We start from the raw sequence: 13,629 nt of genomic DNA on the forward strand, positions 1-13,629 counted from the left end.
CATGACGCAAATATGCCCGCTGCCGTGATGCCCGCCATCACGATTTGGGGACGTCGGAATTCAAGCAATGTGCGCAAGGTGTTGTGGTGCGCGGAAGAAGCCGGCGTGGCCTATACCTCGATCGAGGTGGGCGGTGCATTCGGCGGTAACGACACGCCGGCGTATCGCGCATTGAACCCGAATGGCGTGGTGCCGACCTTGCAGGACGGCACGCTGGTGGTATGGGAATCCAATGCGATCGTGCGCTATCTGGCGGCGCAGTACGCGCCGGCGCTGTACCCGCAATCACCGGCCGAGCGCGCGCTGGGGGATCTCTGGATGGACTGGACTACATCGACATTTGCCAGTGTGTTTCGTGATTTGTTCTGGGGCGTTGTGCGCACACCGGAGGCCGAGCGCGATGCCACACGTATCGCCGCGGCACTGGCGCAGTCTGGCGAGCTGCTGGCACGCGCCGATGCGGCATTGGCACAGCAGCCATATCTGTCCGGCGAGCGCTTTGCGATGGGCGACATTCCGTTGGGCAGCTTCATCTACGCCTGGTTCGAAATGCCGATCGAGCGACCGGCGCTGCGGCATCTGCAGGCGTGGTACCAGCGCTTGCGCGCGCGGCCGGCCTACCAGCGTGGCGTGATGACGGCGCTGACCTGAGTTTCGCGTTTCCGCTCAGGCCAGCATGGTCCATGGCAGGCGCCGCACGCGCTGCCGACACGGCACGTTGCTGCAAGGACACAGGCCTCGTACATCGCGCGACCAAATAGCTCGCGTTTTCTGTAGGAGCGCACTTGTGCGCGAGGGCATTCCCAGTAACGCCCCATCGCGCGCAGGCGCGCTCCTACAAAAACGTGAGGACACCTGCGGCCTGTTGGCTCGCGGTGTTGTAGGAGCGCACCCGGGCGCGATGGCATTCCCGGTAACGCCACATCGCGCCCAGGTGCGCTCTTACAAAGGATCACGCCACGCGCGATCAAGGACCTGGGCACACCGCGCAAAACTTCGGTTTGGCTGCTGCCCCATGTGCGATACGCGCTGCACTAATACAGATCGATCGGATCCACATCCAGCGACCAGCGGACGCGGCGTGCCTGCGGGAGTGCGTAGATCGCCGGCAACTGGGTGTCGAGCAACCGGTGCAGCGCCGAGCGTTGCTGGGCAGACAGCAGCAACTGGGTGCGCTGGAACCCGGCGCGGCGTGGCATCGGGGCAGGCATCGGGCCATAGCATTCCACGGCCGCAAAGGCCGGCGACTGCGCCGAGCTCTCGTCGGCGGTCAGCCCGCGTACCGCCAGCAGGAACTGATTGGCGGCGGCGACATCCTTGGCTTCGGCGCGGAACAGCGCCAGATGCGCAAACGGTGGAAATCCGGCCGCTTCGCGCTGCTGCAGTTCGGCATCGGCAAAGGCGTGGTAGCCGCCGTTGACCAGGGTCTGCAGCAAGGGGTGTTCGGGGTGATGGGTCTGCAGCCAGACCTCGCCGGGGCGGTCGGCGCGTCCGGCGCGTCCTGCCACCTGGATCAGCTGCTGGGACAGCTTTTCGGCGGCACGGAAGTCGGCCGAGAACAGGCCTTCGTCGATGCCGACCACCACCACCATGGTCAACCGCGGCAGGTCGTGACCCTTGGCCAGGATCTGGGTGCCGACCAGGATGCCGGCGTCGCTGCCGAGCCGGGCGAGCTGGGTTTCCAGTGCGTCGCGGCGCTGGGTGGTGCTGCGGTCGATGCGCACCACCGGCACATCCGGGAAGGCCTCGGTCAGGCGCTCTTCCAGCCGCTCGGTGCCGATGCCCTGCGGCTGCAGCGCCAGGCTGGCGCAGGCCGGACAGGCCAGCGGTGCGGGTTGGCGCGCGCCGCAGTGGTGGCATTGCAGGCGGCGGCCGCCGGCATGCACGGTCATGGGCGTCTGGTGCAGCGGCGTGCTGCAGCGCTGGCAGGCGGCGGTCCAGCCGCAGTCGTGGCACAGCAGCACCGGTGCGTAGCCGCGGCGGTTCTTGAACACCAGCACCTGCTCGCCACGCGCCAGGGTGGCGCCGATGCCAGCCAACACCTCTGGCGACAATCCGTCCTTGAGCGGGCGCTTGCGCACGTCCAGCACCCGGACCCGCGGTGGGCGCGCCTCGCCGGCACGCCGCGCCAGCCGCAGGTGCCGGTAGCGGCCGGAATAGGCGTTGTGCAGGCTTTCCAGCGATGGCGTGGCGCTGCCCAGGATCACCGGCACGTCCAGCGCCTTGCCGCGGACCAGGGCGAAATCGCGGGCGTGATAGCGGATGCCGTCCTGCTGCTTGTAGCTGCCGTCGTGTTCTTCGTCGATCACGATCAGGCCGGCGTTGGGCAGCGGGGTGAACACCGCCGAGCGGGTACCCACGATCAGCTTGGCCTCGCCGCGCCAGGCCGCAGCCCAGACGCGGGCGCGTTCGCTATCGGAGAGCCCCGAGTGCAGCGCGTGCACCGGCACGCCCAGGCGCGCGCGGAAGCGCCCCAGCGTCTGCGGGGTCAGGCCGATTTCCGGCACCAGCACCAGCGCCTGCCTGCCGGCCGCCAGGCAGTCGGCGATCGCCTGCAGGTAAACCTCGGTCTTGCCGCTGCCGGTGACGCCGTCGAGCAGGTAGGTGGCAAAGCCGGTCTGCGCGCGGACGGCAGCGGCGGCCGCCTGTTGCTCGTCGTTGAGCGCCGGCCCGCTGCCGGGGCGGGCCGGGATGGCATTGGCCGGCACTGCCACGCGTTCGGCAAGCTCACGTTTGGCCAGGCTGCGGGCGGCCTCGCGCCACTGCGGCAGCAACGGGTCCAGCTGCTCTTCGCCCACGGCGCCGGCCTGCAGCAGGCCGGCCAGCAACGCCGGCCGGCTGCCGGCGCGCAGGCTGCTGGCGGCGGTGTGCCCGGCTTCGGTCAGCTGCCAGGCCCAGGCGTGGGTGTCGGCCAGGGGCTCGCCGCGGCGGAGCGGGCCGGGCAGGGCGCTGGCCTGGGCCTCGCCGAGCGGGGCATGGGTATAGCGGGCCAGCCACTGCAGCGAGCGAGCCAGTTCATCCACCAGCAGCGGCGTGTCGTCGCACCAGGCCAGCGCCGGGCGCAGGCCTTCGGCCGACGGCTGCCGGCCGATTTCCACCACCACCCCGATCAGCTCGCGCGAGCCGAACGGCACACGCAGCCGGCAACCGACCCGCGCCGGATCGGCGCCCGGCACGTCGGCCGGGGGCAGGTAATCGAACAGCTGGGGCAGCGGCACCGGCAGGGCGACGCGCAAGGTGGGCACAGTCGAAGGCATCCGCCAAGTCTACCGACTGTGTCCAGCAGACCTGTCCTGCGAACTTCGGGGCGTGAAGGCTGCGTGATCACTTGCAGCGTCTTTCTGTGACCCAAGTGATAAATACGACGTAAACCTATGTGAGGACTCAAGAAACGGGTTTATCCACACTGCCTGTGGATAAACCTGTGAATTAACCGCGTGCTCCACGCCGTGAAGGCGGATTCACTTGCCTTGGCAACCCGTTGGACATTTTTTCGCCATCCGATGAAATGCAATATGTATCAATCACTTAGGCGTGAAACACGATTGCAACAAAGAAAGAACAACAGTTGACAGGCGGGGGCGTACCGGTATGCCTGCCGCTGTGCACAACGTACGTGACCAGCGGTTGCGACCGGAGCAACGGCGGCGCGATCTGTCAAGCGGTCGGCGTGGCGGACCTGCGTCGGTATCATGCCGGCCGATGCTGGAGTTCACATGACCGTAGTCCCCGACGCCCCCGTGACACCTGCCGCGCTGTCAGCCTTCCTGCGGGGCGTGGAACGCCGGGGTCTGGTGCTGGCGCAGTTGCAATGTGGCGACCTGGCCGCCGCCGAGCGAGCGCTGGCCGCCGCCTTGCGCGCCTTCAGCAGCCAGGCGGCGGGACGCCCGATGGCTGGCTGGCCGATGCGCTTCTGGAGCCTGCTGGCCACCGCGCCGCCGCTGCGCCGCGAACCCATGCCCGGCACCTGGCTGCCACCGTTCACCGCGCTGGGCCGGATGCAGACGACCGACCGCCTGGCGTTGTTGCTGCGGATCGTGGCCGGGCTGGAGGAAGATGCCGCCAGCGAGGTGCAGGGCATCGCGGCGGCCGACTACCGGCAGTCGCTGGCGCGGGCCTGCCCGCGCGATGCGGCCGGCAACCCGGACGCGCAGGCCTGGCGGGTATTGGCGGAAGCGGCGCAGCAGGAACTGCGCGAGCTCGGTCCAGCCCAGCTGACCCGGCTCAGCCAGTTGCGCGATGCAGCCCTGGCGGGGGTGCCGTTGCAGCCCCCGGCCACACCGGCGCAAACCGCACCAGCAGTGGAGCGCCCGTCGCGCGTGCGCGCACAGCGGCCGTGGCGTTGGCCGCAGGTCACCCGCCGCCACGCCGGCATCGGCCTGGGCGTGCTGGCACTGGCCCTGCTGCTGGCGGTGGTGGGCTGGTGGTGGACGCACCGCCGGCCGGCGCTGCCGCCCGAGCCGGTCTCGCAGGCGCCCGCCGGCGTGCTCCACGTGACCGACGCCGCGCCAGTCCTGGTGGAGGAGCTTCCGGCCGCCGACCTGCCGGACTCCGCCGCGGCCGCCGGCCCGGACCCGCGCGATCAGGCCATGCTGGCCGACCCGGACCTGGAGCTGGCGCGCTCGGCGGACTTCTATGCCTGGTACGCCGCCGGCCACCCGGTCCCCAAGGACGAGTCCGGCGCGCATGCCACCGCTGCCGAGCTGCCTTCTGCACCACTGGAGACGGTCGATGACGATCAATAAGTGGTCCGGCTTGTTGATGCTGGCGATGACTGGCATTGCCTGTGCGCAGGCCTTGCCCGCAGCACTGGACGAAGGCAGTGCTGCGGCTGCCCCGGCCGCGCCCAGCGCTGCGCAGCAACGTGCCCGTTGGGCGGCGCTGACCCCGGCACAACAGGCCGACCTGCGCGCGCGCTACGCGGCCTGGAAGGATCTGACCGCCACCGACAAGGTGGTGCTGCGGCAGGCGCGCGAGCGCCTGCATGGGCTGCCCGACGACCAGCAGCGTGCGCTGCGGACCCAGTTCACTGCGATGGACCGCCTGCACCGCGACGGCTGGCGTCTGGGCTCGCAGCTGGGGGCGTTCTACCCGCAGCTGCAGCCGCTGATCGGCTATGTGCCGGTGGCGCAGCGCGAGCGTGTGCTGGCGGTCCTGCGCAGCCTGGATGCCGGCCAGCTGGAGCAGCTGGCGGTGCTGGCACAACGCACGCCGCCACAGGAGCGCGATGGCCTGCGCGAGGCCTTGCTGGCCGAAGCCCCGGCCACCCGCAGTGCCTGGCTGAAGCGGCAACTGGCGCGCTGATCGCCGCAGGACACCGGAAGGCGGCGCGTCCCTGCCTCGCCCTGCGCGGTGCGACTGCATGACAGTCAGCGGGCTGTCCCGGCTTGGTGGGTGTCACCGAGGCGGCACCGCCCATGCGCGGCTCGCCATTCGGAACCGTCCGCGGTCAGATCGCGCCGTTGCTGCGTCAGACTGTGGGCTACCAGAGCACATGGCGATGTCACGCATGCCGTGTTCGATCACAGGCGCGCCAGGCTCGCCACCCTCAGGAATGCGGCTGCCAGCGCGAGGACGACGAAGTACACGCTGCCCAGGCCGAGATACTTCAGCACGGTCACCGGCCACGACTGTCCGTACACCCGTCGCTGCATCCACAGCAGATACACCCGCACGCTGCGCAGGTGAAACACCCGTAACAGCAACGCAAACAGCGGCACCAGCAGCAAGGTGGTAGCGGCTGGCACGGCCACCCAAGGCCATGTCGGGCGCACGGTACAGCATGATCGCGCGGCTGGCCGGGATTGGCGTGCCGCGTTGTGTTGCCCCGCCTGCGCGAGCGAGCGCGGCGGCAGTGCCCAGGCGCGCGTCAGGCCGCTGTCGGAAACTGCGCGTAAGATAGCGGCCCCACGCGACCCGGTGCCAGCGCCTCCCGGTACGGCCGTAGTCCGCGCAGCGATCGGTTTGTCATGTCTGTTCCTTCTGCACCCACGTCCGCGACGCCAGGCTTCGCCGCGGAAGTGCGCACCACCGGCCTGCTGGCCTTGCCGCTGGTGCTCGGCCACGTCTCCACCGGCCTGATCGGCTTCACCGACAACGTCATCGCCGGCCACCACGGCACTGCCACGCTGGCGGCGGTCACCATCGGGACCTCGCTGCTGTGGCTGCCGATGCTGGTGCCGATCGGCACGCTGATCTCGCTGACCGCTTCGGTCTCGCAACTGCTCGGCGCCGGGCGCGAGCGCGAGATCGGCCCGTTGTTTCGTCAGGCGTTGTGGCTGTCGCTGGGCTTGAGCGCATTGATGTTCGCGTTTCTGAGCGTGGTGCCGCCGCTGCTGCCCACCTTCGGCATTGCGCCGGACATCGTGCCGGGGGCCACCGACTTCCTGCATGCGGTGCGCTGGGGCGTGCCGGCGCTGACGTTCTATTTCTGCATGCGCTATCTCAGCGAAGGCATGCACTGGACGCTGCCGACCATGCTGCTGGGGTTTGGCGGGCTGCTGGTGCTGGCGCCGCTGGGCTATGCGCTCACCTACGGCAAATGGGGCCTGGCCGAGCACGGCGCCGAAGGGCTGGGCATGGCCTCGGCGATCACCATGTGGGTGCAGGCCGGTGTCTTTGCGCTGTACCTGTGGCGGGCGCGGCGCTTTGCGCATCTGGAATTGTTCACCCGCCTGGAAGGGCCGCGTTGGCGCGCCATCGGCGATCTGTTGCGTACCGGCCTGCCCATCGGTATCACCGTGTTGATGGAAGGCGGCCTGTTCATCGTCACCGCCCTGTTGATCGGCCGGCTGGGCTCCACCGAAGCGGCCGCACACCAGATCGCCATCAACGTCGCGCAGCTGTGCTTCATGGTGCCGATGGGCGTGGCCGAGGCCACCACCGTGCGCGTGGGCCACGCGGTCGGCCGCGGCGACCCGCTGGCGATGCGTCGCGCCACCTGGGCCGGTTACGCCATCGTGCTGGGCACCCAGGCTTTGTCGGCCAGCGCGCTGCTGCTGGGCCACGACGCCATCGTTGGCGTCTATACCAACGATGCGGCAGTGGCCGCGCTGGCCTCGGTGTTGCTGCTGTTTGCCGCCACCTTCCAGTTTCCCGATGGCATCCAGGTGCTGTCGGCCGGCGCGCTGCGCGGGCTCAAGGACACCCGCGTGCCGATGTTCCTGGCGATGGTGTCGTACTGGGGCGTGGGCATGCCGATCGGCGCCGGGCTCGGCCTGGGGCTGGGCTGGGGGCCGCAGGGCATGTGGATCGGGTTGATCCTGGGCCTGACCGTGGCGTCGGTCCTGATGGGCTTGCGCTTCCGCCATACCAGCCGGCGATTGACGGCTGGTATGGCCCCCTGACTTTCAGCGCATGCCGCGCGCGCAGCGCAGCCGGTATGCTGCACACCATCATCTGTACGCAGCGTCTTTTCGACGGAGTTTTCCATGAACCACCCCGTGCGTCGCAATCCCATCGCCAGCTTCTTCGTCGGCCTGTGGGACGTGATGAATTTCACCCGGCGCCTGATCTTCAACCTGGTGTTCTTTGGCTTTCTGTTCCTGCTGTTGCTGCTGTTCGTGGTGGCGATCGCGCGCGGCGACGGCACCAAACCGCTGGCCGAGCGCACCACCCTGGTGATCAACCCCGAAGGCACCCTGGTCGAGCAGTTCAGTGCCGACCCAGTGAGCCGGTCGCTCGCCAAGGCGGTGGGTGACAAGAGCGCCGAAGAAGTGCAGTTGCGCGACCTGGTGCGGGTGATCGAGGCGGCCGGCAAGGACCGCAAGATCGAGCGGGTGCTGTTGAACCTGGACAAGCTGCAGCCGGCCGGCTTCGCCTCGCAGCGCGAAGTGGCCGCCGCGCTGCAGAAGCTGCGCGCCTCCGGCAAGCAGATCGTGGCCTTCAGCGAAAGCATGAGCCAGGGCCAGTACCTGCTGGCCGCGCAGGCCAACGAGGTCTATCTGGACCCGATGGGCAGCGTGCTGCTGGAAGGGCTTGGCCGCTATCGCCAGTATTTCCGCGAAGGCCTGCAGGACAAGCTCGGCGTGGACGTGCACCTGTTCCGCGTCGGCGAATACAAGTCTGCAGCCGAGCCCTACATCCTCGACGCGGCCTCGGCCGACGCCAAGGAAGCGGACCTGTTCTGGATGAACGATGTGTGGCAGCGCTATCTGGCCGATGTCGGCGCCGCGCGCAAGCTCACGCCCGCGCAGCTGGCCGCCGGCATCGACACCCTGCCGGAGGGAGTGGTGGCCGCCGGTGGCGACCTGGCCAAGTTCGCGCTGCAGCAGAAGCTGGTGGACGGGCTCAAGACCCGCGAAGACGTCGATGCCCTGCTGACCAAGCGCGGCGTGGCCGACAGCGATGCCGACAGCGGTTTCCGCAACATCGGCTACAACGATTACCTGAGCCAGTTGCAGGCGCAGCGCTCGCCGATGGACAGCCGTCCGCAGGTGGCCGTGGTGGTGGCCGCCGGCGAAATCAGTGGCGGCGAGCAGCCGGCCGGGCGCATCGGTGGCGAGTCCACCGCGGCGTTGCTGCGCCAGGCGCGCGACGACGAGGAAGTGAAGGCGGTGGTGCTGCGGGTGGATTCGCCCGGCGGCGAAGTGTTCGCCTCCGAACAGATCCGCCGTGAAGTGGTCGCGCTCAAGCAGGCCGGCAAGCCGGTGGTGGTGTCGATGGGCGACCTGGCCGCGTCCGGCGGTTACTGGATCAGCATGAATGCCGATCGCATCTACGCCGACCCGTCGACCATCAGCGGCTCCATCGGCATCTTCGGCATGGTGCCCAACCTGACCCGCGCGCTGGACAAGATCGGCGTGCACACCGACGGCGTGGGCACCACGCGGTTTGCCGGTGCGTTCGACATCACCCGTCCGCTGGACCCGGCGGCCGGCCAGGTGATCCAGGCCGTGATCAACAAGGGTTATGCCGACTTTACCGGCAAGGTGGCGCAGGCGCGTCACCAGTCGGTGGAGGCCATCGACAAGGTCGCGCGCGGTCGTGTGTGGAGCGGCGCGCAGGCCAAGCAACATGGCCTGGTGGATGCCTTCGGCGGCATGCAGGACGCAGTGGCCGATGCGGCCGACCGCGCCAAGCTGGGCCGTGGCAACTTCCGCGTGCGCTATGTGGAAAAGCCGGCGACGCCGTTTTCGCAGTTCATGAGCGGGTTCGCCGGCAGCCGCATGGGCGCGTGGATGCTGGGTGACTCGGGCATGGCACGTGCATTGCTGGCCCGCTCGTTGCCGGAAGTGGACACGCAGCTGCGCTTCGTCGAAAGCGCCGTGCACGACAGCAAGGCGGGCGGCACGCCGGTCAAGGCACTGGCCTACTGCTTCTGCGGGTTCTGAGCCGTCGCGCTTGGACAGCGATTGCTGTATCGACAACGCCGGCCATGTGCCGGCGTTGTTGTTTCTACTGCGTGGCGGCGTCGATCGCCTTGCGCTGGTCTTCGGCGGCCTGATCGGTCGCGGCCTGCACTGCGTGCGCCTTGTTCAGCGGTTGCTGGATGTGGTCGCGCAAGGCGGTGGCCTGCGGTTCGGGCTTCTGTTCGGTGGGTGCGGACTGCGGCCGCTGACAGGCGCCTAGCGACACCGCCAGGCAGGCTGCAAGCATCCAATGCGTCTTCATCGTCGTGACCTCGCTTGGGGTGGCGGTATCCTAACGCTCGGCCCACGCATGCGCGTCAACTGCGCTGCAGCGGCAGTTTCTCAGCGTCTTGAAGAGGATCACCCACGTGACAATGCATCGCTGGCGGCTGGATGGACAGACCGCGCTCATCACCGGCGCCAGTGCCGGCATCGGTCTGGCCATTGCGCGCGAGCTGCTGGGTTTTGGCGCGGATCTGCTGATGGTGGCGCGCGATGCCGATGCCTTGGCGCAGGCGCGCGATGAACTGGCCGAGGAATTTCCCGAGCGCGAACTGCATGGGCTGGCGGCCGACGTGGCCGACGATGAGGAGCGCCGGGCGATCCTGGACTGGGTGGAAGATCATGCCGACGGCCTGCATGTGCTGATCAACAACGCCGGCGGCAACATCACCCGCGCCGCGATCGACTACACCGAGGACGAGTGGCGCGGCATCTTCGAAACCAACGTGTTTTCGGCATTCGAACTGTCGCGCTATGCGCATCCGTTGCTGACCCGGCACGCCGCATCGGCCATCGTCAACGTCGGCAGCGTGTCCGGGATCACCCATGTGCGTAGCGGTGCGCCGTATGGCATGACCAAGGCTGCCCTGCAGCAGATGACGCGCAACCTGGCAGTGGAATGGGCTGAAGACGGCATCCGCGTTAATGCCGTCGCGCCGTGGTACATCCGCACGCGCCGCACCTCCGGGCCGTTGTCGGATCCGGATTACTACGAGCAGGTGATCGAGCGCACCCCGATGCGCCGCATCGGCGAACCCGAAGAAGTGGCCGCCGCAGTGGGCTTCTTATGCCTGCCGGCGGCCAGCTACATCACCGGCGAAAGCATCGCGGTGGATGGCGGCTTTCTGCGCTACGGGTTCTGAGCACAGCGCCACGGCAGGGCGACGTTGCCGGTCATTGCGCTGGCGGGCGAGGGCACAGCGTCGCTGCGCGGCGGCGCGTTCTGTGCGGCGCCCAGGTTCCGCCCGGCGGCAGTGCACATGGGGGCGATGGGTCACGTCGCGCAGCGCCTGCACCGCCTCGCGCCTGATCGAGATACAGCGCGGACTACCTGACAACACCTGTCGACATATGCCGATCAACGTTCGTTTCATCGATGCAGTGCAGCCCATGATCGGAACAGCGCTGACGGCATCGCGGCAGGATTGGCGCGGCGGTTTTCGTCCCGCGCACGCCGCAGCTGGTCGTAGCGCGGTTTGCGTAACGCATTGCAGCCGGTGATCAGGCCGCGCGCTCAGGGCGTGGCGGCGGGATTGGCGCAGCGACTTTCATCCAGCACGCGCCGCATCTGGTCGTAGCGCTGTTTGCGCTCGGCCGATTGCGCCTCATCGGAGAAGCGCCAGGTGGATTCGGCCTGCTCGGCACGTTTGCGCCAGGCCTCGCACAGGCTCTGGTCCGGCACCGGAGCGCAGCGGTCGGTGACCACTTCGCAGGCGCTGCCGCCACCGGTGGCCGGCCCGCCGGCCAGATTGGTGGTCTGCATCGGCAGGCAACGCGTGGCCGGTTCGCGGTCTTCGGTGAAATAGCGGCCGTTATCGTGCGCGGTGCATTCGAACAGCGGCGGCGGTGGCAGTGTCGAGGTGGAGGTCGCTGCCGGCACTGGCGTGGCGGGAGGCGTCGCGGCTGGCGCGGCAGGCGCCGATGCAGCGGTTGGTGCAGCAGCGCGTGGCTGCGTGGCACGTGCAGGCGCAGCGGTTGTCGCGCCGCCTGGCGCGAATGGCACTGCGGCCGGGGCGGTCATCAGCTTTTTCTGTTGCTGCATGCCTTTCGGGCACGGCATGTTCTGCACCGTGAGCGCGCCGGTGGCATCGGTGCAACGGTAGATGGCCACTTCCTGGGCGCTGGCGCCCCACACCCCGCCCAACAGCAGGCATACCACCAAGGTGCGGTTCATGCGCCGCCGCAATCGCGTTGCTGACGCGCTTCGATGCCACGTTGTTCGCGGCTGAGGTCCTGGCGCTCGCTTTGCAGTGCGTTGTTGTACCGACGGATCAGCTCCCAGCGGCGGTCTTCCAACCGCGCGCAGACTTCCTGTTCCGGCAGGGCATGGCATTCGTCGCGGACCTGCACATTGCCGTAGGGCACGATCACGGTGCCGCCATGGTCGCCACCGTGGTATCCGCCCTGATAGCCACCTTGATAGCTGCCGCCGCCAAAACTGGCGCTGCCGCGCAGGCTGCCGCGTGCGGAACCACCCTGCACCGAGATCGCCGGGCGCGGGCTCACCGGTAGCGGCGGGCGCAGGGTGCCAGCGGGGGGCGGAGGCGTGGCGATGCCGTTGCCCACATAGGCCGGCCCCCAGGTCGGCACCCAGCGCGGATTGCCTTCCGGGCTGTCGCTGGTATAGCGCTGGCCGTCTTCGGTGGTGCACTCGTACATCGGCTGCGGCGGTTGCACGGTCACGATGCGCACCTCGCGCGCGGGTGCGGCGGCGGCGGCCGGGGCGGGCGCTTGAACGCGTGCCGGGCGCGGTGGCGGATCCTTGGGGCGCTGCATGTCCAGCACCTGCTGGCGGCCGCCGCTGCACGGCGCATCCTGCAAGGCGACGGTACCGGTGCTGCTGACGCAGCGGTACACGCGCACGTTGGGGTCGGGCTTGCTGGCCGTGCTCGCTGCCGCCGCGGGCAGTGCGCAGGCCAGCAACAGAAGAGTCAGGGGAGTACGCATGGCCTGAGTGTGCGCGCTCGGCGGCCGCGCCGCAAAGTGGCTGGCGGTCGCCTGCGACGCCGTCGTGCCGCGGCATGGCAGCGTCACTGAAGGCGATGAGCTTGCCTGGCTGGGCACTGCCGCAGGTGCCCGGGTGCTGCTTGTGGCGGAACCCGGCCGCTCCAGGAGACCGCTCGTTGATCGATACCCGGCCGAGAGATCAGGGCCTGCCGCGCCGGGTCGTTACCGGGGACCTGCCGATCAGGCGCAGCTGGCTGGCTCCGTTGCATGCGGACACAGTCGCCGAAGACGGAAGAAAGGGTGTCGGGACCGAACACGGCGTGGTCAGGCCAGGGCCAAGCGCGTGCCTGATGCGGACCTGCATGGCAGCGAGCAGCAACCGCCAGGCGGGGGCGTTCCAGTGGATCATGACGCCGGCTTGTTCGGCCGGCGGTGGCTCAGTCGCGCAGCACCTGGCCGGTCCGTGCGTCGCGGATCTGGGTGGGTTGCGCCTGCCCGCCGACATCGCCCGCCACCACGCCGTCGATGGTCGCCAGCAGGGCCGGGTCCAGGGCCTCGCGGCTGCGCGCGGGGGGCTCGCCTGCCAGGTTGGCGCTGGTGGATACCAGCGGGCCGCCCCAGGCCGCGCACAGCGCAGCCACCACCGGATGCGCGCTGATGCGCACGGCCAGTCCGTCGTGCGTGCCGGTGACCCAGCGCGGCGCGCGGGACGTGACCGGCAGGATCCAGGTATGCGGGCCAGGCCAGCTGGCCAGCACCTCCTGCCGGCGCGCCGGCGCCAGCGCATCGAGATCGATCCAGTCGTACAGCCGCTCGATGGCCGACGCCACCACGATCACGCCCTTGTCGACGGGGCGCCGCTTGATCTCCAGCAACCGCAGCACCGCCGCTTCCTGTGCCGGATCGCAGCCCAGGCCCCAGACCGCTTCGGTCGGGTAGGCGATCACGCCGCCCCGTTGCAGGGTAGCGACCGCGCTGTCCGGGCTCAGCGTGTGGTCCATGCGCTGCCTCAGCCTGCCGCCTTGCTCACGGTTTTCTTGACCACGCGCTTGGCCGCCTTCTTGGTGGCGGTCTTCTTGGCCGGCGCTTTCTTCGCTGCCGTCTTGGTGGCGGTTTTCTTGACCGTGGTCTTCTTGGCAGCGTCCTTCGCTTCCTTGGCCGAATCCTTGACCGCATTCTTCTTCAGCGTGGCCTTCTTGGCGCCAAAGCCCTTGCGCACCGGCTTGCCGGTATCGGCCAGCAGTTGCTGCACCTCGGCGAGCGTCAACGACGACGGCTCGCGCTCCTTCGGGATCTTCCCATTGAGCTTGCCATCGCTGATGTACGGGCC

At 68.9% G+C, this 13,629-nt stretch carries 12 protein-coding genes and 1 pseudogene; 6 read left to right on the forward strand and 7 right to left on the reverse strand.

Going from position 1 to position 13,629, the window contains the following annotated elements:
• Positions 1–27 precede the first annotated feature (27 nt).
• On the forward strand, positions 28–651 hold the full coding sequence (locus OZ10_RS11500) for a glutathione S-transferase family protein (protein ID WP_275451286.1): 624 nt from the start codon (positions 28–30) through the stop codon (positions 649–651).
• A 383-nt stretch (positions 652–1,034) separates the two neighbouring features.
• Here OZ10_RS11500 and OZ10_RS11505 read toward each other — a convergent pair whose 3' ends face one another.
• On the reverse strand, positions 1,035–3,257 hold the full coding sequence (locus OZ10_RS11505) for a primosomal protein N' (RefSeq protein ID WP_039564941.1): 2,223 nt from the start codon (positions 3,255–3,257) through the stop codon (positions 1,035–1,037).
• A gap of 459 nt (positions 3,258–3,716) precedes the next feature.
• Between OZ10_RS11505 and OZ10_RS11510 the strand changes: the two genes are divergently transcribed.
• Complete coding sequence (locus OZ10_RS11510) at positions 3,717–4,745, forward strand: hypothetical protein (RefSeq protein WP_039564944.1); 1,029 nt, start codon at positions 3,717–3,719, stop codon at positions 4,743–4,745.
• A complete protein-coding gene (locus OZ10_RS11515; protein ID WP_039564947.1) occupies positions 4,732–5,304 on the forward strand; it encodes a DUF3106 domain-containing protein in 573 nt (190 codons plus the stop codon). The genes OZ10_RS11510 and OZ10_RS11515 overlap by 14 nt, the downstream gene beginning before the upstream one ends.
• A gap of 218 nt (positions 5,305–5,522) precedes the next feature.
• Here OZ10_RS11515 and OZ10_RS11520 read toward each other — a convergent pair.
• Positions 5,523–5,756, reverse strand: a pseudogene (locus OZ10_RS11520) (hypothetical protein); the annotation flags it as partial.
• A gap of 213 nt (positions 5,757–5,969) precedes the next feature.
• On the opposite strand from OZ10_RS11520, the gene OZ10_RS11525 reads away from it, so the two are divergent.
• Entirely contained in the window at positions 5,970–7,346 is a 1,377-nt protein-coding gene (locus OZ10_RS11525; RefSeq protein ID WP_039564952.1) for an MATE family efflux transporter, read from the forward strand.
• A gap of 84 nt (positions 7,347–7,430) precedes the next feature.
• Positions 7,431–9,332 (forward strand): signal peptide peptidase SppA, encoded by a 1,902-nt coding sequence (gene sppA / locus OZ10_RS11530; protein ID WP_039564953.1) that lies wholly within the window; start codon positions 7,431–7,433, stop codon positions 9,330–9,332.
• Between the two features lie 64 nt (positions 9,333–9,396).
• Here the strand turns inward: sppA and OZ10_RS11535 are convergent, their stop codons facing one another.
• Positions 9,397–9,612 (reverse strand): hypothetical protein, encoded by a 216-nt coding sequence (locus tag OZ10_RS11535; RefSeq protein WP_039564955.1) that lies wholly within the window; start codon positions 9,610–9,612, stop codon positions 9,397–9,399.
• A gap of 106 nt (positions 9,613–9,718) precedes the next feature.
• Here OZ10_RS11535 and OZ10_RS11540 point away from each other — a divergent pair, with 106 nt between their 5' ends.
• Entirely contained in the window at positions 9,719–10,495 is a 777-nt protein-coding gene (locus OZ10_RS11540; RefSeq protein WP_039414937.1) for an SDR family oxidoreductase, read from the forward strand.
• Between the two features lie 371 nt (positions 10,496–10,866).
• Here OZ10_RS11540 and OZ10_RS11545 read toward each other — a convergent pair whose 3' ends face one another.
• The 4 genes from OZ10_RS11545 to OZ10_RS11560 all read right to left on the reverse strand — a co-directional run.
• Positions 10,867–11,526: a hypothetical protein gene (locus OZ10_RS11545; RefSeq protein ID WP_039413645.1), complete on the reverse strand. Its 660-nt coding sequence runs from the start codon at positions 11,524–11,526 to the stop codon at positions 10,867–10,869.
• Positions 11,523–12,299 (reverse strand): hypothetical protein, encoded by a 777-nt coding sequence (locus OZ10_RS11550; RefSeq protein WP_039413653.1) that lies wholly within the window; start codon positions 12,297–12,299, stop codon positions 11,523–11,525. Before OZ10_RS11550 ends, OZ10_RS11545 begins: the two co-directional genes overlap by 4 nt.
• A 437-nt stretch (positions 12,300–12,736) precedes the next feature.
• The gene (gene tsaC, locus OZ10_RS11555) at positions 12,737–13,300 is read right to left on the reverse strand and encodes an L-threonylcarbamoyladenylate synthase type 1 TsaC (protein ID WP_039413642.1); all 564 of its coding nucleotides are present in this window, start codon (positions 13,298–13,300) and stop codon (positions 12,737–12,739) included.
• Positions 13,301–13,308: 8 nt separating this feature from the next.
• Positions 13,309–13,629 (reverse strand): topoisomerase C-terminal repeat-containing protein (locus OZ10_RS11560; protein ID WP_039564958.1); only part of this gene is annotated, 321 nt, incomplete at its 5' end.

This window comes from Xanthomonas cannabis pv. cannabis, assembly GCF_000802365.1.
GTDB lineage: Bacteria > Pseudomonadota > Gammaproteobacteria > Xanthomonadales > Xanthomonadaceae > Xanthomonas > Xanthomonas cannabis.